Below are 20,246 nucleotides of genomic sequence, written 5' to 3'. Positions count from 1 at the left end.
TTTCCGATCGGTGTCCCTAAAGGTTCTGTCCGTCATCGATCAGGACAGTGTCTGTGTTGATCAGGACAGTGTCTGTTCCGTCCAGATGGTCTTGCCGGTGGGGGAGTAGCGGGTGCCCCAGCGCTGGGTGAGCTGGGCGATCAGATACAGCCCGCGCCCGCCCTCGTCGGTCGTGGCGGCGTACCGCAGATGGGGCGAGGTGTGGCTGCCGTCGGTGACCTCGCAGATCAGCTGGCGGTCGTGGATCAGCCGCACCTTGATCGGGCCGGTGCCGTAGCGGATGGCGTTGGTGACCAGTTCGCTGAGGATCAGCTCGGTGGTGAACACCGCCTCGTCCAGGCCCCATTCGGTCAGCTGCCGGGTGGCGTCGGCGCGTGCCCGGGCCACGGCCGCGGGGTCGTCGGGGACGTCCCACTCGACGACACGGCCGCTGTCGAGGGCGCGGGTGCGGGCGACGATCAGCGCGATGTCGTCGCTGGCCCGGCTCGGCGGCAGCGCGTCCAGTACGGCCTGACAGGTGCCCTGCGGCGACGGGTCGGACCCGGCCAGCGCGGTGCGCAGCAGCTCCAGACCGTCGTCGATGTCCCGGCCCCGGTCTTCGACCAGCCCGTCCGTGTACAGCACCAGCCGGCTGCCCTCCGGCAGGTCCAACTCGGCCGTTTCGAACGGCAGCCCGCCGAGCCCGAGCGGCGGGCCCGCCGGTACGTCCGGGAAGTCGACGGTGCCGTCCGGGCGGGCCACGGCGGGTGGCGGATGCCCGGCGCGGGCCACGGTGCAGCACCGCGACACCGGGTCGTAGATCGCGTACAGACAGGTCGCACCGGTGATCGGGGCACTGCCGTCCGCCGCCTCGTCCTGGTCGATACGGCTGACCATCTCGTCCAGCAGCCCCAGGATCTCGTCCGGCGGCAGATCCAGCGCGGAGAAGTTGTGCACGGCGGTCCGCAGCCGCCCCATCGTGGCCGCCGCGTGCAGACCGTGCCCGACCACGTCGCCGACGACGACCGCGACCCGGCTGCCCGACAGCGGCAGTACGTCGAACCAGTCGCCGCCGACCCCGGCCTGCGCGGGCAGATAGCGGTAGGCGACCTCCAGGGCGCTCTGCTCGGGAAGGGTGCGCGGCAGCAGACTGCGCTGCAGCGTCACGGCCATGGTGTGCTCGCGCGTGTAGCGGCGGGCGTTGTCGATGGAGACCGCGGCCCGGGCCACCAACTCCTCGGCGAGCGCCACCTCCTCCCGGTCGAACGGCTCGGGCTTCTCCGAACGCCAGAAGTTCGCCACGCCCATCACCAGCGGGCCCACCCGCAACGGCACGGTGATCAGGGAGTGGATGCCGTACTCGACGACCTGCGCCGAACGTTCGAGGTCCTGCGCCCGCCAACCCGGCGACCTGCTCAGGTCGGTCTCCAGGATCGAGTGGCCGCTGTCGATGCTGCGGGCCTGCGGCGAGGAGTCCACCAGCAGGATCTCCTCGCCCACCTTGTACAGCGGGGCGTCCCTGCGGATACCGCTGAACGCCGTGCGGCGCAGGGTGGTCGCCGACGCCGGTTCGTCGCCGCTGAGCGCCGCCGGGGTCAGATCCACGGTGACGAAGTCCGCGAACCGGGGCACCGCCACCTCCGCCAGCTCCTCGGCGGTACGGGTCACGTCCAGGCTGGTGCCGACGCCCACCCCGGCGTCGTACAGCAGTTTGAGGCGCCCCCGGGCCGCCTCCGCCCGGCCGGACAGGGCGCGCAGTTCGGTGGAGTCGCGGAGCGTGGCGACGCTGCCGGTCGGCTCGCCCGCCAGATCGGTGGGCCGCTGGTTGACCGCGAGCAGCCGGTCGCCCACCAGATGCACCTCGTCATTGGCGACCCGCCCCGACTCCAGCAGTTCCGCCATGGGCCGTTCCAGGCGCAGCTCCGAGACCTCCCGCCCCTCGGCGTCCTCGGGCAGATCGAGCAGCCGGTGCGCCTCGTCGTTGGCGAGCAGCAGCCGGCCCCCGCCGCCGACGATGATCACACCCTCGCGCACGGCGTGCAGCACGGCGTCGTGGTGCTCGTACATGCGGGTCATCTCGGACGGGCCGAGGCCATGGGTCTGCCGCAGCAGCCGCCTGCTGACCAGCGCCGTTCCGCCTGTGGCCAGGGCGAGCGCGGCTGCCGCGGCGGCCAGCAGCAGGGGCAGCTGGCGCTCGGCGACGCCGCCCACGTTCTCGGTGGTGATCCCGGCCGAGACCAGGCCCACGACCTTGCCGTCCGGGTCCTCGATCGGCACCACGGCCTGCACCAGCGGCCCGAGCGTGCCGTCCACGTGCTCGGTGAAGGACTCACCGGCCAGCGCCGGGGCGATCGTGCCGACGAACTTCTTGCCGATGCGGTCCGGCTTGGGATGGGTGTAGCGGATGCCGTCGGTGTTCATGACGACGATGAAGTCCACCCCGGAGCCGACCCGGGCGGCCTCGGCGCTCGGCTGGAGCGCCGCCGTCGGATCGGGGCCGCTCAGCGCCTCCCGGGTGCCGGGCGCGTCGGCGAAGGACTCGGCCACGGCGAGGGAACGATTCTCCGCCTCCTTGGCGCTGTCGCTGCGCACCTGCAGAACGAGGGCGACCACGGCCGACACGACCAGCACGAGCACGATCACGACCTGGAGCAGGAACACCTGCCCGGCGACGCTCCGCCCACCCAGCGCCGACCGCACCCCCGCGACCGGATGCAGGGGGAGGTGTCTGCCCTTGCCACCCGGATCGGGGGACACCCGCCTGGCGCGCTCGTCCCGGCCCTGCGCGCGCTGACCGTGGGGGCGACGGGTCGACGGATTCCGAGATCGACCCAGGAGACGGACCATGAGCCCATGTCTACACTGCCCCGCGCCCGGAGGCGAGAGGGGGTCACACCCTGTGACACCCGGTGGGCGGGCCCCCACGGCACCGGTCCCGGGGCCATGCGGCGGCGGGGGACCGGCCCCGTCGCGTTCGCGGGCCGCTCGCCACCCCTGTGACCTCATACGACGTAACGCGTCCCAAGAAGTTGCTGTGAATTTTCGACACGGTTGAACACGGCGGCGTCGGCATCCATCGAGGACGGCCCGACCGGCGCCACCGACCGGCGGACCGCCTCCACCGCCGGGACCATCGACTGCCCCGACGCCGGCGCCGAGTTGACGGAGGTGCCCGAAGCGGCGCGCGCCGAGGTCGACGGCCAACTCGCGACCGCGTCGCCGACCGCCCCGACGGCCTCGACCCGCTCGCCGAGTGCACCCTGCACCGCATCGAGAACCCGAACGACGGCCGGAACGGTGGCCCACAGGGCGGACGGGCACCAAGGCGAGCACTTCCACGACTACGTCGGCAACCAGGCCCCCGGCGGCGGCCGAGAACGGCCAGGACGGCGACAACGACGCAGACGCCGCTGACAACGCCGGCGGCGACGGCAACGGCGGCGCGGCCGTGACCGACCAGCGGACCCCGTCCGCGAACGTCACCTCCGCCGCAGGCCAACCCGGCTCCGGCTCCCGGTCGGCCACGGGCGACCGCGCCGAGACCGGAACCCAGTGGTGGCCGGCCGCACTCGGCGGCGTACTCGTCCTCATCGGTGCCGTCCCGCTCCGCCGCTTCAGACGCGGAACGATCTCACCCCCGACCGAAGGACCACTGCCCCGGTCCCTCCTCCACCGCACACACACTCGCACCGGTCGGATTCACGCCGCCGGGAACCGCAACCGCCGTCACGCTCACGGCGTCCTCCGTGTACCGGGTCCTGGACTCCGAACAGGAGTCCGGGAAGGCCGTGTCCCAGGAGTCCGGGACAGCCCCGTTCGCGGAGCGGCCCGCCCGGTGGCCGGACGGGCTCTTCCGGTGCGCGACCGTTCCGGGACCGACCCGTTCCACCTGCCGTTTCGGTGGTTGTCACGAATGGTCATCGATCCCTGCGGGCCGACCGGAATCGCCTGTTCGACCATTCGTTTCGGCCGTACACTGACAATTCGTAAGTATGCGGGTGCAGTTGAGGGGGGACCCGACATGTCCGGAGATCCGTACGCGAGCAGAGACCAGGACGGCTGGAGTCACAGTTATGTGATGCCTCCGATGCCGACGGCACCACCGCCCGGCCCGGTGGACGTGTGGCGGGCCGTCGGGGTGGGGCTGCTCAACCTCAGTGGTCTCGGCCTCGGTTACGCGCTCATCCGAAAGCCGCTGCTGACGCTGGTGTGCTGGGTGGCGACCGGCATTCTGCTGTTCACGGTGCTTCCGGCCGACCCGGACGGCATCTCGGGGACGACCCTTGTCGTCTACGGACTGTTCCTGGTCCTCGTCGCCGTCCACGGCGCCCTGCTGGGCATACGGCACCGACTGGTGTGGACCGGCCGGTCCCCGCTCGCGGTGCTGCTCGGCGTACTGCTCCTCGGTGTCCCGGTCGTGGGCGGTCTGCTCTACGAGAGCGCGCGGAAGGAAGCCGTCGAGGAGATGCTCCTGGACCGGCTGGACAAGGCCGACGAACTGGTGAAGACGGCCGGAGGCAAGTCCTTCGACACCTCCGAGTCCGACTACAACCGAGCCCTGAACGCGTACGACGCGCTGAGCAGCGACCACCCCGACTCCCGTGCGGCGGACCAGGTCCCCGACCGGCTGAAGACCTTCTACACCACGGTCGGCGCCCCGTACGAGGAGCAGGAGTACTGCGACGCCATAGAGCCCCTTGAGTATCTGCGGGACGTGCCGGACAAGGTGAGCAAGGACGACCTCGGCTCCCTGACCAGCTGGCCCGACGACCGGCTCGCCACCTCCCTGTACGAGTGCGCCTCCGACGGACTCGCGAGCGGTACGGAGGGCTGGACGGACCAGTTCGGCGATCTGCTCACCACGTTCCCCGACTCGGACCAGGCCGCGAAGGTCGAGCCCGACGTCAAGGCGGCCGTCGACAGCGCGGTCAAGGCCGTGGGCGGCGACGACCCGTGCACCGCCGTGGACAAGCTGGAGACGCTCGGCACCCAGGTCAAGGGGCTGCCCGGGGACGAGGCGGGTGTGGCCGACGCCCTCGCCGCCGACGCCTCGCGTGCCGAGAAGTCCGCTTCCGAGGGCGTCTACACCTGCGGTGTGGACCAGTACAAGGACGGTGACTTCGCCGAGGCGGTGACCTCGATGAACGACTTCGTCGACGCCAACAAGAACCACAAGAACACCGCGCTGGCGAAGAAGATCGCGATCGCCGCCGAGGTCGCCCAGGAGGTGCCCGAGGCGGGCAAGAAGCTGCCCACCACCCGCTCCGGCGGCAGCATCACGGTCACCGTGAAGAACGACAGCCCGGACGACATCCAGGTCATGTACACCGGCCCCGTCACTGGCAGCTTCAGCCTCAAGGGCTGCGGCGGCTGCACCAGTTACGACTGGAGCAGCACGCTCGACCCCAACTTCAAGCCGTGCGACGGGAACAAGAACTACCCGCAGCGCACGATCAGCCTGCCCGTCGGCACCACGTACTTCCTGCACAAGCCGAAGGGCGGCAGCTCCAGCCCGGCCTCCGACACCGCCAAACTGGAGTCCGGCTACATCTACACGGAGTGCGCCTACACGACCACCGGCTTCGGACTGAACTCCTGAGGCCAGGTCTCCCGACGCCCGCGGGGACGGCGAACGGAGGGCCGGCAGGGGCGGATCAGCTTCTGCGGCCCTCCACCCAGGCGGCGACGTCGTCGAGGTCCTTGGCGACGGCCCTGCTCACCGAGCGGGCGCCGAGACCGCCGAGGACCTTGGCGAGCAGACCGGCGACGGCCCCGGTGGAGGTGGCCGAGAAGGTCATCCGGACGGTGGTCCGCGTCGGGCCGTCGGGCCGCAGATCCCACTCCGACACATAGTGACTGCCGTGCGACTCGGCCTCGACGACATAGCGTTCGGGCGGCTCGCTCTCGGTCACCCACATCTCCTCGGTGGCGTCCTTGCCGAACATCCGCCGGGTCTCCCGCCAACGGGTGCCCACCCCGAAGGTCCCCTGCGACAGGACCTCGACCCTCGTCACCCCGCCGACCATCCGCTCCATGGCGCCGAGGTCCGTCAGGGCCTCCCACACCGGCCCCTGGGCGGCGGCGATCCGCCGCTCGACGACGACACTTCTGCTGGTCATGCCTCTCATGAAACCACCGGGTACCGACATCCGCCCCACGACGGCCGACGCCCCGGCCGCCACGACGGATTGCGTAAGCGGGCTCCGTAGTTCTACGGACGTGAGTTCGAGTCGATCTCTGCGAGGGTGGGGACGACTGGTCCCGGCCGGGACCCGTGGGACCGCATGGAAGGGTTCCGGCCGAGGGTATTTCTCCTCCACGCGTTCGAATCGCCACCGTGCCGTCCTCGCCGGCGATCCCACCGCCCTCGTCGGCGACCCCGCCGGGCGCCCGCCGCACGCCCCAGTCCACGCATCACGAAAGAGGAGAAACCGATGACCGAACGCCCCGACGGCGCCCCGGGCCATGCCCAGCCACAGGACCAGCCCCCGGCGAACCCGGCCTGGCCGCCGCCCGCACAGCCCGGCCCCGAGAGCCAGACCCCGCAACAGCCCCCCGCCGCCCAGCCCGCACCGGCCCCGGTCCCCACCCCGACCCAGGCCGAACTCCCGTCACCGGCGGCCCCGCAGCCCCAACCACCCGCCCCCGCCCAGGCCCAGCCGCCGACGCAGCCCGCGCTCCCGGGGGCGGCCACACCCCAGCCGGCCTCCGCCCAGGCCCAGCCCGCCGCGCCGGCCGCCTACGCCTACCCGCAGTCACACGCGGGCTACGGGCCCCCGGCCGCGGGCGCCCCGATACCGGCGCAGCCGAACCCCTACGGCCAGCCGCCCGGCCTCTACCCCATGGCCCCGCCCCCGACCGGCGGCGGCGCCGGACGCGCCGTGCTGTGGGTCGTACTGGGCGCCGTGATCGCCTCCGCCGCGTGGGCCGGCGGAGTCTTCCTCGTGGGCAACGACGACACCGAGGCGGATCTGCGCGGCTACCAGGCCAAGAGCGAACTCTGCTCCTCGGTCGACTACTCCTCGTTCAAGGACGAGTACCCGGAGGAGGACTCGGACCCCCTCGACCACGCCCTGGAACACGAGGCCCTCGACCAGAGCTACTGCAGCATCTCGCTGAAGAAATCCTCCGCCTCCACCCTCTCCGACGCGTACTTCTCGGTCCAGGTCGACCTCCACAAGAAGACCGACCCCGGACCCGAGTTCACCGCCCTGTGGTCCGAGTACGACCAGCGGTACGAGGACTACGACGTGGAGAAGATCGACGGCTTCGGCGACGAGGCGTATGTGGTCACCGAGGACACCACCTCCGGCGACGACACCAGCGGCAGCCGCGCGGCCACCATCGCCGTGCGCGACGGCTGGATGACGTACGAGATGAGCTGGAGCGGCTATGCCTCCACCTACGACAACACGACCTTGCCGGATGTGGACGACGTCGTGGAGTGGTTGAAGAACGACACCGACTCGACGCTGGAGAACCTCCGGTCGAGCGACGGCATCTGAGCGCGCGGACACAGCGGCGGACGGACCGGCGTACCGGAGCAGCGGACAGGGGGGAGGCGGGGGCGCGTACGCACCCCCGCCTCCTCTCCCTCTCACCCTGGCTTCGGGCCTCCCTCTCACCCTGGCTCCGGGCGGTTCCGGTGCTACGCCTTGGCGTACTCCTGCGCCATGGGCCCGGCGAAGTCGAACACCACGCACTGCTCGTCGCCCAGGACCCATGCGTCGTGTCCGGGCGGACACATGAAGACGTCACCGGGGCCCACTTCACCCTCACCGCCGTCGTCCATGCGGATGTGCATACGGCCCTTGAGGACGTAACCGTTGTGGTGGACCTGGCAGCTCTCCGTGCCCGCGATGGGGGCCACGGACTCCGACCAGCGCCAGCCGGGTTCGAAGGTGGCCACGGCGAAGTCCAGCCCGCTGAGGTGGAGGGCTTCGAGGTGGCCCCGAGGGAAGTCCCGCCGCTCGTCCGGCTTCTCGACCGTCTTGATCTCCAGCATGACGGCTCCTTCCGTTCCGACCCACCCCTCCATCGTCCGCCTGTCAAGCCGGGGCCGCCAACCGGGGGACGTTCGTTGCCGGGGGTGCCGGGGTGGCGTGAGGGCCGTCTAATGGGGTGCGGAAGATCGCTCCCGAGGGAGAGCCGATGCGCGCAGGTCGTTCCGGTGGGGAAGGCGGGGGCAGGGCCGAGACGGGGCGGCTGCGACGGCTCGGCGAGTGGTGCGCACGGCACTTCGTGATCGTCATCGTCGTCTGGCTGGTGGTCCTCGCCGCAGTGCAGACCCTGAACCGCTCCTTCGGCGGCGACTACTCCGACAACTTCTCCCTCCCGGGCGTGCAGTCGGAGCAGGGCCTCGATGTCCTCAAGGAGCACGATCCGGCGGCCGGCGGCTACAGCAGCCAGATCGTCCTGCACGACCAGGCCAAACCCCTGACCCAGCTCGGCTCCCAGATGTCCACCACGGTCGACGACCTGCAGAAACTGCCGCACGTCCTGTCAGTCCAGAACCCCCTCACCCAGTCCTCCCAGTCCTCAGACCAGTCCGACCAGTCCGACCAGTCGAAGCAGCCGAACGTCGGGCCGCTCTCCTCCGACCAGAAGACGGCCTACATCACCATCCGCTTCGACGTGCAGCCCTCCAGCCTGGAGGACAGCTATCTCGACGGCGTCGACGACGCGGTGCAACCGCTGCGCTCGGCCGGTGCCGAGGTCGAGTACGGCGGCCCGCTGGGCGAGTTGGCCCGCCCCGCCCCCGACGACCGGGTGAGCGAGCTGATCGGTTTCGGCGTCGCGATCGTCGTCCTCCTCATCGGCTTCGGCAGTGTCATCGCCGCCGGACTGCCCCTGGTCACCGCACTGCTGAGCGTGATCGGCGGTCTCGCCTGTCTCGGTCTGCTGGCCAGCGCGTTCACCTTCGCGACCGTCTCCCCGACGCTGGCCACGATGATCGGACTCGGCGTCGGCATCGACTACGCCCTGTTCCTGATCACCCGTCACCGGCAGAACCTCATGGACGGCGCCGACCCGGTGCACGCGGCCGGACGCGCCGCCTCGACCAGCGGCCACGCCGTCCTTGTCTCCGGCTGCACGGTCATCGTCGCCCTCGCCGGACTGTACGCGTCCGGCGTCAGCTTCATCGGCAAACTGGGAGTCGCCGCCGCAGTCACCGTGGTCTCCGCGATCGCCGGCGCCCTCACCCTCGTACCCGCGCTGCTCGGCCTCATCGGCAGACGCGTCGACCGCTACCACGTCCGCGAGCCGATCGCCGAGACCGGCGCCGAGGCGGGCGAGGAGATCACCGGCACCTGGCACCGCTACGCCCAGCGCGTCGAACACCACCCCTGGCGGTTCCTGGCGGCCGGTGTCACCACCGTGGTGATCCTCGCGATCCCCGTCTTCTCCATCCAGCTCGGCCACATCGGCGACGGCGCCGACCCCACCTCCTTCACCGACCGACGCGCCTACGACCTGATGACCGACGCCTTCGGCCCCGGCTCCAACGGGCCCCTCACCGTCGTCATCGACCAGACCTCCGTCCCGTCCTCCGACCGCCAGTCCCTGCAGAGCACCGCGCAGAAGAACCTCAACGACGTGAGCGGCGCGTACGCGGTGACCCCGCTGACCCCCACCCAGGACGGGGACGTCCTGGTCGGCACGGTCTACTCCGCCGAGTCCCCGCAGAACGCCGACACCACCGACCTGGTCAACCGTCTCGTCGACGACACCCTGCCCGCCTCGGTCTCCGGCACGAAGGCCGAGGGCTATGTCACCGGGACCACGGCCTCCCAGGTCGACTTCCGCGACATCGTGTCGAGCCGACTGCCCATCATCATCGCGGTGGTCGTCGCCCTCGCCTTCCTGATCATCCTCGCGGTCTTCCGGGGCATCCTGGTCGCGGTGAAGGCGGCCGTCCTCAACGTGCTGTCCATCGCCGCCTCGTACGGCGTGGTCGTCGCCGTCTTCCAATGGGGCTGGGGCGGTCCCGCCCTGGGCGTCAACGGCAAGGTGCCCATCGAGAGTTACGTCCCGATGATGATGTTCGCCATCATCTTCGGCCTCAGCATGGACTACGAGATCTTCCTGCTCTCCCGGGTCCACGAGGCCTGGCTGCGCACCGGCGACGCCCGCGCCTCCGTGGCCCACGCGCTGGAGATCACCGCCCGGGTCATCACCTGCGCCGCCCTGATCATGGTGAGCGTCTTCGCCGCGTTCATCGTCAGCGACAACATCGTGGTCAAGATGCTCGGCCTGGGTCTCGCCGTCAGCGTCCTCATCGACGCCACGGTCGTACGCCTCCTCATGGTCCCCGCCGTGATGACCCTCCTCGGCCGCCACGCCTGGTGGACCCCGCACTGGCTGGACCGCGTACTGCCGCACATCGACGCCGGGGGCGACACGACCGAGCGGCCGGTCCCCCAGGGGCGGAACCGACCGCTCGGCGGCTGACTCGCTTTACTGAAAGGGCGGTTGACGCCTGTTCAGAGACTGCTCATGTTCAGAGACCGCTCAGAAGGTCAGCTTCCAGCTGTTGATGTACCCGGTGTCCAGGCTGGCCGTGTCCTGGACGCGCAGGTTCCAGGTGCCGGCGGCCGTTTCGGAGGAGGCGTCCACCGTGTAGGTCTCGATCACGTCGTCGGCCGAGTCGGACGACGACGCGTTCTTCAGCCGGTAGGCGGTGCCGTCCGGAGCGACGAGGTCGATGACCAGGTCACCGCGCCAGGTGTGGACGATGTTCACGTCCACGCTGAGCGCGCTGGAGGCGGCCCCGGCCCGGTTGACGTTGATCGGGGAGTCGACGGTGCCGTTGTCGGGGATCTGGTAGTCGGCGGTGTTCTCGAAGACCGACTGGTTGCCCTCCTCGTCCACCCGCCACGCGAAGCTCGCCGTACCCGTCTCGCCGGCGGCGTCCGTCACGGTGACCGTCGGCGTCCAGTTCCCGGCCGTGGTCGGCGTACCCGAGATCCGACCCGTCGTGGCGTCGATGGACAGCCCGTCCGGCAGACCGGTCGCCGCGTACGACAGGGCGCCGGCGTTGGTGGAGGACGCCTGGACGTCGAGGGTGACGGCCTGGCCGATCAGGGAGTACTGGGCGGCCGGGGGTATGACCGTCACACCGTCGAGGATGCGGGAGCCGACGTTGATGGCGGCCCAGGCGTTGGCGGCGTTGTTGTAGGTCACCGAGCCGAGCCCGTACAGGTCGGCGGCGGCCTGGAGGGTGGCGGTGCGGGCGCCCGCGTAGTTGGTCGTGGACGTCATGTACGTGGTGAGCGCCCGGAACCAGATCTTCTCGGCCGCCTCCCGGCCGATCGGCGTCACCGGCAGCGAGTCGTACGTCGGCGAGTCGTAGGAGACGCCGTTGACCACCTTCGCGCCGCTGCCCTCGGAGGCCAGGTAGTACCAGTGGTTGGCCGGGCCGGAGGAGTAGTGGACGTCGATGTTGCCGAGCGTGGAGGACCAGTAGTCGCGCGAGGCGCCGTCCTTGCTGGGCTTGTCCATGTAGCGCAGCGGGGTGCCGTCGCCGTTGATGTCGATCTTCTCGCCGACCAGGTAGTCCCCGACGTCGCTGGCGTTGCCGGCGGCGAACTCGACCGCGGCGGCGAAGATGTCGGAGGTCGCCTCGTTCAACCCGCCCGACTCACCGCTGTAGTTGAGGCCCGCGGTGACCGAGGTCAGACCGTGGGTCATCTCGTGCGCGGCCACGTCGATCGAGGTCAGCGGGTTGGCGTTGCCCGACCCGTCGCCGTACGTCATGCAGAAGCAGGAGTCCTGCCAGAACGCGTTGACGTAGTTGTTGCCGTAGTGCACCCGGCTGTACGGGGCGACCCCGTCGTTGCGCAGGCCGTTGCGGCCGTGCACGTTCTTGTAGTAGTCCCAGGTCAGCGCGGCACCGTAGTGCGCGTCGGCGCCGGCGGTCTCCAGGTTGGCGGCGGTCCCGTCGCCCCAGATGTCGTCGGACCCGCTGAACAGCGTGCCCGTCCCGGAGGAGCCCCGGTTCAGGTTGTACGTACGGTGGTTGCCCCGGTCGGCGTCGGTCAGCGTGTACGTCGACCCCGACTGGCTGGTGCCGAGGGTGACCGTGCCGCTGTAGAGGGTGTTGCCGGTGCCGGTGTGGACGCCCTCGTACTCGAACAGCTTCTCGCCGGTCTGCGCGTCGGTGATGACGTGCAGTTCGCTCGGGGTGTCGTCGTGCTGGAAGCCGCTGACCACGGTCTCGTAGGCGAGCGTCGGGGTGCCCTTGGCGGCCCAGACGACCTTGCGGCTGCTGTCCGCCTCGGTCTTCTCGGAGCCCTCTTCCTTCGCCGCCGCCAGCGCCTGCTTCTCGGCGGCGGCCTTGGTGACGGCGGGGCTGAGGTCCGCGACCTTCAACTGGGGCTTGTAGGACCGGGTGACGCTCTCGACCGCGCCCGACTTCGACGCGTGCACGATCAGATCGCCGCCGAGCACGGGCAGCCCGGCGAAGGTGCGTTCGTAGCGGGTGTGCACGGTGCCGTCGGCGTCCTTGACGACGTCCCGGACCCGCAACTCCTCCTGGCCACCGAGGCCGAGGCGGTCGGCGGTCCTGTCCGTGGCCTTCTCGGCGGTGCGGATCAGGGACTCGCGCTGGGCGGGGGTGAGCTTCGCGGGCAGCGACCCGCGGTCCGGCTTCGCGGCCGAGGTACGGGCGGTGCCTTCGCCGCCGTCGCCTCGGGCGCTCGCGGAACCGCCGGGCACCGCTACGGCGAGCATCGCCGCCGCGGCGACGAGCGCGGCCGTGGCTGTCGTACGTCTGTGGGGGGTGGATCTCACGCGAACTCCTTTGCTGCCGACCGACGTTGGACGAGCGGCCGTACGAAGGACCCGGTGCCCCGGTTGTCGGCACCGGGTGGTGCAGGGAGAACTGCGAATGCGGGTGCGCGTGCACCGCCGTGCGGCGGAATGCGCACAGAGTGACAGACGTGGGCTGCTCGTGTCAGGGGCATATCAATTCTTTGGCTGGAAAGTGTTCGATTACTGAACCGCGGTCACCGGAATGAGGGGGCGCCCACCGGGCGTCGCTGTTGTGGCAGGAGCCGGACGGCCGGGTCACGTTCCACCGAGAGGCGCGTGTGCAACGGCGTACCCGCAACGAGGCCCTTCACGAGGCGCCGGTCAGCCGCTCCGCGGCGGCGGCCCGCACCTCGGCCTCCTCCATCGGGTCGTCCCGCAGCTGTACGAGGCGGTCGCGGACGTACGGCAGATCGGGCGCGGAGGCGATGCCCAGCAGCCGGGCGTTCGATTCGCAGTCCCACAGGGACTCGGCGTAAGCACGGTCGAGCCCGTCCGGTGCGATGGCGGCGAGCGCGTTCAGATAGGCGGGCCGTTCGTAGGAGTGCGGGGTGCGCAGCCAGAGCCGGCGCAGCACGGGCGCCGCCTCCGAGGCCGCCGCCCCGAACCGGGCGAGCCCGTCGGCCAGGAACGAGGGGCCGCACCACTGATGTGCGCTTTCCAGGGCCGAGAGTTCCCGGATCAGCACGGGCAGGTCCTGGACGTCACCGTGCTCCGCGAGGATCATCACACCGTTCCACGACAGCCAGGGCCGCTCGTCCGCCGCCCACTCCCGGGCGGCGGGCACGGCACCAGCCCCGAGCCGTTCGACCGCGCGTGTCAGCCCGGGCAGCGGCAGTTCACCGTTCACCTCCGCAAGGCCGGGCACCAACGGGATCAGCCCCGGCTCCGGCGGCCGTCCGGCGAGGACACGCAGGGCCTCGACCTTCTCGCCGCGGCTCGTCCCGGCATCGGCGAGGACGGAAAGCAGCCGTCGACCACCGGGCCCCGTATCGCAGTCGAGACGTTCGCGCGGTGCGGGGCCGGGGTCGGCGGTCCGCCCGCCCAACCCCCAGCGCACCCAGGGGTCCGACCGCCACAGCAGCGGCTCCTGTCCGGTCAGCCGCCCCCGTGCGACATCGGCCAGATCGTCCCACCACTCCACCGGCCAGATTCCGGCCACCGACTCGATCACATCGACCCAGTGCTCGCCCTCGCGCACATGCTCGCGCAGGGCCTCCCGGGCCTCACCGGACCCCGACAGGGCAAGTAGCTCCAGAATCAGGGTGCCGCGCTCGCAGTCGTCCGCGTCCCCGGCCAGCAGTTCGCGCACCGGCCCCAGACCGAGTCGCAGCTCGCGGATCAGCCGGGCCAGATACAGATGCCGGTCGTCCACCGAGTCCCAACGCCAGTCATGCCGCACGACGCCGTACACCAGCTCGGCGGAAGCCTCCGCGCCCATGGCGCCCTCGCACAGCCGGACCGCCCCCAGCCCGCGCCCCCGCTGCAACAGCCCCTCGACCGAACGCGCCGAGGCGTAGACCGGCTCGTCACCGGATTCCTCATTCATCGCAGCGCAGCTTGCCCCGACGCACCTCTCGGCCACCACACAATTACGTGGGCGCTCGTGCGGCCGCGTCGCCGGCCGTGCGCACTTTCCACCGCATCCCGAACCTTGACCCCCGCCCGGTGCTCCACGATGCTGTGTTGCGGCACATGAGATGCGTGCCGTAATGAGCAACATCCGGCATTCGGCCCGGGGCCTTGTACCAGGAGAACCCCGGGTCTCGTAACGGTCGAGGAGTGGCCATGGCTCAGCAGGTCCGTGCTGTCGTCGCGCGCGCGAAGGGCGCCCCCGTCGGTCTGGAGACGATCGTCGTGCCCGACCCGGGTCCGGGAGAGGCGCTGGTGAAGATCGAGGCCTGCGGGGTCTGCCACACCGATCTGCACTATCGCGAGGGCGGCATCAGCGAGGACTACCCCTTCCTCCTCGGCCACGAGGCGGCCGGTGTGGTCGAGTCGGTGGGGGAGGGTGTCACCGATGTCGCCCCCGGCGACTTCGTGATCCTCAACTGGCGTGCGGTGTGCGGCCAGTGCCGCGCCTGTCTGCGCGGGCGCTCCCAATACTGCTTCAACACCCACAACGCCAAGCAGAAGATGACCTTGCTGGACGGCACCGAGCTGTCGCCGGCGCTGGGTATCGGCGCCTTCGCCGAGAAGACCCTCGTGGCGGCGGGCCAGTGCACCAAGGTCGACCGGGCCGCCTCCCCGGCCGCCGCCGGACTGCTCGGCTGCGGTGTGATGGCCGGTATCGGCGCGGCGATCAACACCGGCGGTGTCGGCCGCGGTGACACCGTCGCCGTCATCGGCTGCGGCGGTGTCGGTGCCGCGGCGGTCGTCGGCTCGCACCTCGCGGGCGCGGCGAAGGTCATCGCCGTGGACATCGACGACCGGAAGCTTCAGACCGCCGCGAAGCTGGGCGCGACCCACACCGTCAACTCCAAGAACGCCGACGCCGTCGACGCGATCCGCGAGCTGACCGGCGGTTTCGGCGCCGATGTCGTCATCGAGGCGGTGGGCCGCCCGGAGACCTACCGTCAGGCCTTCTACGCCCGCGATCTGGCGGGGACGGTCGTCCTGGTCGGCGTACCCACCCCCGAGATGAAGCTGGAGCTGCCGCTCCTCGACGTCTTCGGACGCGGCGGCTCGCTCAAGTCCAGCTGGTACGGCGACTGCCTGCCCTCCCGTGACTTCCCGATGCTCATCGGCCTCTATCTCCAGGGCCGGCTGGACCTCGACGCCTTCGTCACCGAGACCATCGCCCTCGACGAGGTCGAGAAGGCCTTCGAGCGGATGCACGGCGGCGACGTCCTGCGCTCGGTGGTGGTTCTGTGACGACCGGCGCCCGCATCGAACGTCTCATCACCTCCGGCACCTTCAGCCTGGACGGCGGCACCTGGGACGTCGACAACAACGTGTGGATCGTCGGCGACGACAGCGAGGTGGTCGTCATCGACGTCGCGCACGACGCCGACGCGATCGCCGCGGCCGTCGGCAGCCGGCGCGTGGTGGCCATCGTGTCCACCCACGCCCACAACGACCACATCGACGCCGCCCCCGCCCTCGCCGAGCGCACCGGAGCGCCGATCCTGCTCCATCCCGACGATCTGCCGCTGTGGAAGCAGACCCACCCCGACCGCGCACCCGACGCCGAGCTGACCGACGGCCAACTCCTCACGGTGGCCGGGATCGAGCTGACCGTGCTGCACACCCCCGGCCATGCCCCGGGCGCCGTCTGCCTCCACGCGCCCGCCCTCACCGCCCTCTTCAGCGGTGACACCCTCTTCCAGGGCGGCCCGGGCGCCACCGGCCGCTCCTACTCCCACTTCCCGACCATCATCGACTCCATCCGCGACCGGCTGCTCACCCTGCCCGGCGACACCGTCGTGCACACCGGCCACGGGGAGACGACCACCATCGGGGCGGAGGCCCCGCACCTTCAGGAGTGGATCGACCGGGGCCACTGACCGCCCCGCCGACCGCCGTCGCCCGCCTCCCACCCGGCATCCGCCCGCCTCCCGCCCGGCGCCCGTACCGCCTGTTTCCGCAGGTGGTCCGGGCGCTTCGAGCTGCCTGGAGAGCGGGGCGCAGGCCTGTCCGAACCGGCCCTTTTGATGCCTTGACAACCGTTCGGAGCGGCCCTCAGACTAACGTTGCGCTTACCGCAATCCGTTTCGCTATACGCACCCGAGGTGTCATGAAGATTCCCGCGTGCCGTCTCGCCGATCTCCCGCGAGGCGAGGCCCTCAGGCTCGACCTCGACCCACCGGTCTCGGTGTTCCACACCGACGACGGCGAGGTCTTCGCCATTGACGACACCTGCACCCACCAGGACGCCTCGCTCGCCGACGGCTGGCTGGAGGGCTGTGAGGTGGAATGCCCGCTGCACGCCTCGAAGTTCGACCTGAGGACCGGCGCCGTCGACGCCCCGCCGGCCAAGCTCCCGGTCCGTACGCACGAGGTCACCGTCGAGGACGGCATGGTCTACGTCGAGTTGTCGACGGACGCCCCGAACCTCCCGCCCTGTATCTCGGCCCGCCTCGCCGGAGGTGCCGCGTGAGGACGGTGGCCGTGGTGGGCGCCTCGCTCGCCGGACTGTCGGCGGCGCGCTCACTGCGCAAGCAGGGCTACGACGGACGGCTCGTCGTCATCGGCGATGAGCTCCATCGCCCGTACGACCGGCCCCCGCTGTCCAAGGAATTCCTCGCGGGCACCCTCGGCGAAGCCGATCTCGCGCTGGAGACGGAGGGCGAGGACCTGGCGGCCGAGTGGCTGCTCGGCGTCCGCGCCACCGGACTCGACCGCGTGGACCGTGCCGTTCGGCTCTCCGACGGCCGGGACCTGCGCGCCGACGGCATCGTCATCGCGACCGGCGCCGCCGCCCGCACCCTGCCCGGCTCCGAAGGGCTCGCCGGGGTGCACACCCTGCGCACCCTGGACGACGCCCGCGCCCTGCGGGACGAACTGGCCCAGGGCGGACGCCTGGTGGTGATCGGCGGCGGCTTCATCGGCGCCGAGGTCGCCTCCACCGCCTACGCCCTCGGTGTCGACGTCACCGTGATCGAGGTCGCCCCGACCCCGCTCGCCGGACCGCTCGGCGCGGAGATGGGCGCGATCGTCTCCGCCCTCCATGACGACCACGGCGTACGGCTGTTGTGCGGTGTGGGCGTCAAGGGGCTCAGCGGTGAGCGGCGCGTAGACGCCGTGCTGATGGAGGACGGGCGCAGCATCCCCGCCGACATCGTCGTGGTCGGCGTCGGCGCCCGGCCCTGTGTCGAGTGGCTGGAGGGCTCCGGTGTGACGCTCGACAACGGCGTCAAGTGCGGCGCCGACGGCCGCACCAGCCTCGCCGGTGTGGTCGCGGTCGGCGACTGCGCCAACTGGTACGACCCCCGAACCGGCGGGCATCGCCGGGTCGAGCACTGGACCGGAGCACTGGAGCGCCCCGCCGCCGCCATCGCCACCCTGCTGGCGGGCGGTGCCGTGGAGCCCGGAGTGCCCCGGCCGCCGTACTTCTGGTCCGACCAGTACGGAGTGAAGATCCAGTTCGCCGGGCACGCGGCAGGCGCCGACAGCGTCACCGTGGAGGAAGGCACCCCGGACGACCGCAACGTCCTGGCGGTCTACCGCCGCGAGGGCCGGCCCGTCGCCGTGCTGGGCATGAACCAGCCCCGCCTCTTCACCCGCCGGCGCAAGGACCTGGCCAGCCCGGCGTCCTGACACCACCCCAGCGGCACTTCATCTCCCGTACCACCCCACCCCCCCCGCACCATCCACCAACGCCGTCCGGAGCCGCTCTTCCCGGCGCGTGAATGACCGATCCACGACGTTTCCCGAGGAGTGCACTGTGACCTCGACCAGCCTGCCGGACAGCCTGATCGCCACCCTCCCCGGCTCCTCGTACACCGATCCCGGGATCTTCGCCCAGGAGCAGGAGCGCATCTTCGAGGCCATGTGGTTCTGTGTCGCCCGCTCGTCGGAGCTGGCGAAGCCCGGCGCCTTCCGCACCGTCGACGTGGGCCGTGAGAGCGTCCTCGTCACCCGCGCCCGCGACAACTCGATCCGCGCCTACTTCAATGTCTGCCGGCACCGTGGCGCCAAGCTGTGCGCGGAGGAGTCCGGCGAGGTCAAGCGCGCCTTCCAGTGCCCGTACCACGCCTGGACATACGACCTGACGGGCAAGCTCGTCGCGGCCCCCAACCTCACCAAGATGCCCGACGTCGGCCGTACCGAGTACGGTCTCGCGCCCATCGCCACCCGCGAATGGCTCGGCTATGTGTGGGTGTGCCTCGCCGAGAACCCGCCCTCCTTCGAGGACGACGTGATGGGCGCGGTCGTGGAACGCCTCGGCGACGTCGAGTCGATCGAGCGCTACGACATCGACAACCTCTCCGTCGGCAAGCGGATCACCTATGACGTGAAGGCCAACTGGAAGCTCATCATCGAGAACTTCATGGAGTGCTACCACTGCGCCACGATCCACCCCGAACTGACGGAGGTCCTGCCGGAGTTCGCGGACGGCTATGCCGCCCAGTACTACGTGGGCCATGGCGCGGAGTTCGGCGAGGACGTCCAGGGCTTCACCGTCGACGGCTCCGAGGGCCTGGACCGGATACCGGGAGTCGCCGACGACCAGGACCGCCGCTACTACGCGATCACCGTCAAGCCGCAGGTGTTCATCAACCTCGTGCCCGACCACGTCATCTTCCACCGCATGTACCCGATGGCCGTCGACCGCACGGTCGTCGAGTGCGACTGGCTGTATCTGCCGCACGTCGTGGAGACCGGCAAGGACGTCAGCCGCTCCGTCGAACTCTTCCACCGCGTCAACCAGCAGGACTTCGACGCCTGCGAGCGCACACAGCCGGGGATGAGTTCACGTATGTACGCAAAAGGGGGCGTACTGGTGCCGAGCGAGCACCACATCGGTGCCTTCCACGACTGGGTCAACGACCGCCTGGGCGCCGGTCAGCCGTAAGGCTCGCCCAGGGGGAGGTCGGTTCAGCCCAGGTACCCCAGACGGTGGCTGATCTCCTCCGCGCCCTTCAACAGCACCGGGGCCAGCTCGTGCAGCCGCTCCTCGGTGAACCGGTACGCGGGCCCGGACGCGCTCAGCGCTGCGACGACCTCCCCGTCCCGATTGCGAATCGGCGCGGCCATGGCGTGCAGCCCGATCTCCAACTCCTCCAAGGTGTAGGCGTAGCCGCGCTCCAGCACCGCCCCGAGATGCTTCTCCAGCTTCGTCCTGGCGGTGATGGTGTGCGGCGTGACCTTCTTCAGGCCGGACTCGGCGAACAGCGCCGCCCGTTCCCCGGACGGCAGATGGGCCAGCAGTACCTTGCCGCTCGACGTGGCGTGCAACGGGGTCAGTTGGCCCACCCAGTTGTGCGCCGTGACGGCTCCGGGGCCGCGCACCTGGTACAGGTTGATCGCGTAGTGCTCCTGCATCACCGCGATGTTGACGGTCTCGCCGATCTCCTCGGCCAGCCGCTCGCACACCGGGCGGCTCTGCTGGGTGATGTCGATACGGCCGGTGACCGCTCCGGCGAGACGGACGATGCCGAAGCCCAGCCGGTACTTGCCGCGCTCCCCGGCCTGCTCCACCAGACCGCGCGCCTCCAGGGCGCCCAGCAGCCGGAACGCGGTGGACTTGTGAACGTCGATCTCGCCGGCCACCTCGCTGACGCCCGCCTCGCCGCGCTGAGCGAGGATCTCCAGGACGCTGATGGCTCGGTCGACCGACTGCACGCCGCCGGACTGTGAATTGGACGTTTCGGTATCACCACTGTAGTTGCTCACAATGAAACTATACGCGCAGTAAACAACACCGCCGTGGTTACATCCGCGAAACCAAGACCTCGGAAGTTGCGTTGTTCGCAACCTGGTGCGTATGGCGAGGCGGTACTAGCATGCGTCGC

At 70.5% G+C, this 20,246-nt stretch carries 15 protein-coding genes; 9 read left to right on the top strand and 6 right to left on the bottom strand.

Annotated features, from left to right (window positions below):
• Window positions 1–60: 60 nt before the first annotated feature.
• Window positions 61–2,826: a SpoIIE family protein phosphatase gene (locus tag ACWD4G_RS09245; RefSeq protein WP_451291805.1), complete on the bottom strand. Its 2,766-nt coding sequence runs from the start codon at window positions 2,824–2,826 to the stop codon at window positions 61–63.
• Window positions 2,827–3,030: 204 nt separating this feature from the next.
• Between ACWD4G_RS09245 and ACWD4G_RS09240 the strand changes: the two genes are divergently transcribed.
• Both ACWD4G_RS09240 and ACWD4G_RS09235 read left to right on the top strand, forming a co-directional pair.
• A complete protein-coding gene (locus ACWD4G_RS09240; RefSeq protein ID WP_451291803.1) occupies window positions 3,031–3,393 on the top strand; it encodes a hypothetical protein in 363 nt (120 codons plus the stop codon).
• A gap of 673 nt (window positions 3,394–4,066) precedes the next feature.
• Entirely contained in the window at window positions 4,067–5,578 is a 1,512-nt protein-coding gene (locus ACWD4G_RS09235) for a hypothetical protein (RefSeq protein ID WP_451292284.1), read from the top strand.
• Window positions 5,579–5,633: 55 nt separating this feature from the next.
• Here ACWD4G_RS09235 and ACWD4G_RS09230 read toward each other — a convergent pair whose 3' ends face one another.
• On the bottom strand, window positions 5,634–6,098 hold the full coding sequence (locus ACWD4G_RS09230; RefSeq protein ID WP_451291801.1) for an SRPBCC family protein: 465 nt from the start codon (window positions 6,096–6,098) through the stop codon (window positions 5,634–5,636).
• Between the two features lie 315 nt (window positions 6,099–6,413).
• Here ACWD4G_RS09230 and ACWD4G_RS09225 point away from each other — a divergent pair, with 315 nt between their 5' ends.
• Window positions 6,414–7,484, top strand: coding sequence for a hypothetical protein (locus ACWD4G_RS09225; protein ID WP_451291799.1), 1,071 nt, complete (start codon window positions 6,414–6,416; stop codon window positions 7,482–7,484).
• A 143-nt stretch (window positions 7,485–7,627) separates the two neighbouring features.
• Here the strand turns inward: ACWD4G_RS09225 and ACWD4G_RS09220 are convergent, their stop codons facing one another.
• Window positions 7,628–7,984, bottom strand: a complete 357-nt coding sequence (locus ACWD4G_RS09220) for a cupin domain-containing protein (protein WP_451291797.1) — start codon at window positions 7,982–7,984, stop codon at window positions 7,628–7,630.
• 146 nt (window positions 7,985–8,130) lie between these two features.
• On the opposite strand from ACWD4G_RS09220, the gene ACWD4G_RS09215 reads away from it, so the two are divergent.
• Window positions 8,131–10,431 (top strand): MMPL family transporter, encoded by a 2,301-nt coding sequence (locus ACWD4G_RS09215; RefSeq protein WP_451291795.1) that lies wholly within the window; start codon window positions 8,131–8,133, stop codon window positions 10,429–10,431.
• A gap of 60 nt (window positions 10,432–10,491) precedes the next feature.
• Here ACWD4G_RS09215 and ACWD4G_RS09210 read toward each other — a convergent pair whose 3' ends face one another.
• Window positions 10,492–12,771, bottom strand: a complete 2,280-nt coding sequence (locus tag ACWD4G_RS09210; protein ID WP_451291793.1) for a M4 family metallopeptidase — start codon at window positions 12,769–12,771, stop codon at window positions 10,492–10,494.
• Window positions 12,772–13,099: 328 nt separating this feature from the next.
• A complete protein-coding gene (locus ACWD4G_RS09205; RefSeq protein ID WP_451291791.1) occupies window positions 13,100–14,338 on the bottom strand; it encodes a hypothetical protein in 1,239 nt (412 codons plus the stop codon).
• A gap of 239 nt (window positions 14,339–14,577) precedes the next feature.
• On the opposite strand from ACWD4G_RS09205, the gene ACWD4G_RS09200 reads away from it, so the two are divergent.
• From ACWD4G_RS09200 to ACWD4G_RS09180, 5 genes are all read left to right on the top strand, one after another.
• Entirely contained in the window at window positions 14,578–15,663 is a 1,086-nt protein-coding gene (locus tag ACWD4G_RS09200; protein WP_451291789.1) for an S-(hydroxymethyl)mycothiol dehydrogenase, read from the top strand.
• Window positions 15,660–16,295 (top strand): MBL fold metallo-hydrolase, encoded by a 636-nt coding sequence (locus tag ACWD4G_RS09195; RefSeq protein ID WP_451291787.1) that lies wholly within the window; start codon window positions 15,660–15,662, stop codon window positions 16,293–16,295. Before ACWD4G_RS09200 ends, ACWD4G_RS09195 begins: the two co-directional genes overlap by 4 nt.
• A gap of 230 nt (window positions 16,296–16,525) precedes the next feature.
• Window positions 16,526–16,888, top strand: a complete 363-nt coding sequence (locus tag ACWD4G_RS09190; protein WP_451291785.1) for a bifunctional 3-phenylpropionate/cinnamic acid dioxygenase ferredoxin subunit — start codon at window positions 16,526–16,528, stop codon at window positions 16,886–16,888.
• Window positions 16,885–18,048, top strand: coding sequence for an NAD(P)/FAD-dependent oxidoreductase (locus ACWD4G_RS09185; protein ID WP_451291783.1), 1,164 nt, complete (start codon window positions 16,885–16,887; stop codon window positions 18,046–18,048). The genes ACWD4G_RS09190 and ACWD4G_RS09185 overlap by 4 nt, the downstream gene beginning before the upstream one ends.
• 127 nt (window positions 18,049–18,175) lie before the next feature.
• A complete protein-coding gene (locus ACWD4G_RS09180; RefSeq protein ID WP_451291781.1) occupies window positions 18,176–19,306 on the top strand; it encodes an aromatic ring-hydroxylating oxygenase subunit alpha in 1,131 nt (376 codons plus the stop codon).
• A 23-nt stretch (window positions 19,307–19,329) separates the two neighbouring features.
• Here ACWD4G_RS09180 and ACWD4G_RS09175 read toward each other — a convergent pair whose 3' ends face one another.
• Entirely contained in the window at window positions 19,330–20,076 is a 747-nt protein-coding gene (locus ACWD4G_RS09175) for an IclR family transcriptional regulator (RefSeq protein WP_451291779.1), read from the bottom strand.
• Window positions 20,077–20,246 lie beyond the last annotated feature (170 nt).

This window comes from Streptomyces sp. NPDC002643, from assembly GCF_053592555.1.
This window is presented reverse-complemented; position numbering and strand designations above follow the sequence as displayed.

Excerpts from the sequence above, each read along its gene's own strand:
- ACWD4G_RS09200 (WP_451291789.1), top strand. The coding sequence starts at position 14,578 with ATGGCTCAGCAGGTCCGTGCTGTCGTCGCGCGCGCGAAGGGCGCCCCC.
- ACWD4G_RS09230 (WP_451291801.1), bottom strand. The coding sequence starts at position 6,098 with ATGACCAGCAGAAGTGTCGTCGTCGAGCGGCGGATCGCCGCCGCCCAG.
- ACWD4G_RS09205 (WP_451291791.1), bottom strand. The coding sequence starts at position 14,338 with ATGAATGAGGAATCCGGTGACGAGCCGGTCTACGCCTCGGCGCGTTCG.
- ACWD4G_RS09220 (WP_451291797.1), bottom strand. The coding sequence starts at position 7,984 with ATGCTGGAGATCAAGACGGTCGAGAAGCCGGACGAGCGGCGGGACTTC.
- ACWD4G_RS09245 (WP_451291805.1), bottom strand. The coding sequence starts at position 2,826 with ATGGTCCGTCTCCTGGGTCGATCTCGGAATCCGTCGACCCGTCGCCCC.
- ACWD4G_RS09225 (WP_451291799.1), top strand. The coding sequence starts at position 6,414 with ATGACCGAACGCCCCGACGGCGCCCCGGGCCATGCCCAGCCACAGGAC.
- ACWD4G_RS09235 (WP_451292284.1), top strand. The coding sequence starts at position 4,067 with ATGCCGACGGCACCACCGCCCGGCCCGGTGGACGTGTGGCGGGCCGTC.
- ACWD4G_RS09215 (WP_451291795.1), top strand. The coding sequence starts at position 8,131 with ATGCGCGCAGGTCGTTCCGGTGGGGAAGGCGGGGGCAGGGCCGAGACG.
- ACWD4G_RS09190 (WP_451291785.1), top strand. The coding sequence starts at position 16,526 with ATGAAGATTCCCGCGTGCCGTCTCGCCGATCTCCCGCGAGGCGAGGCC.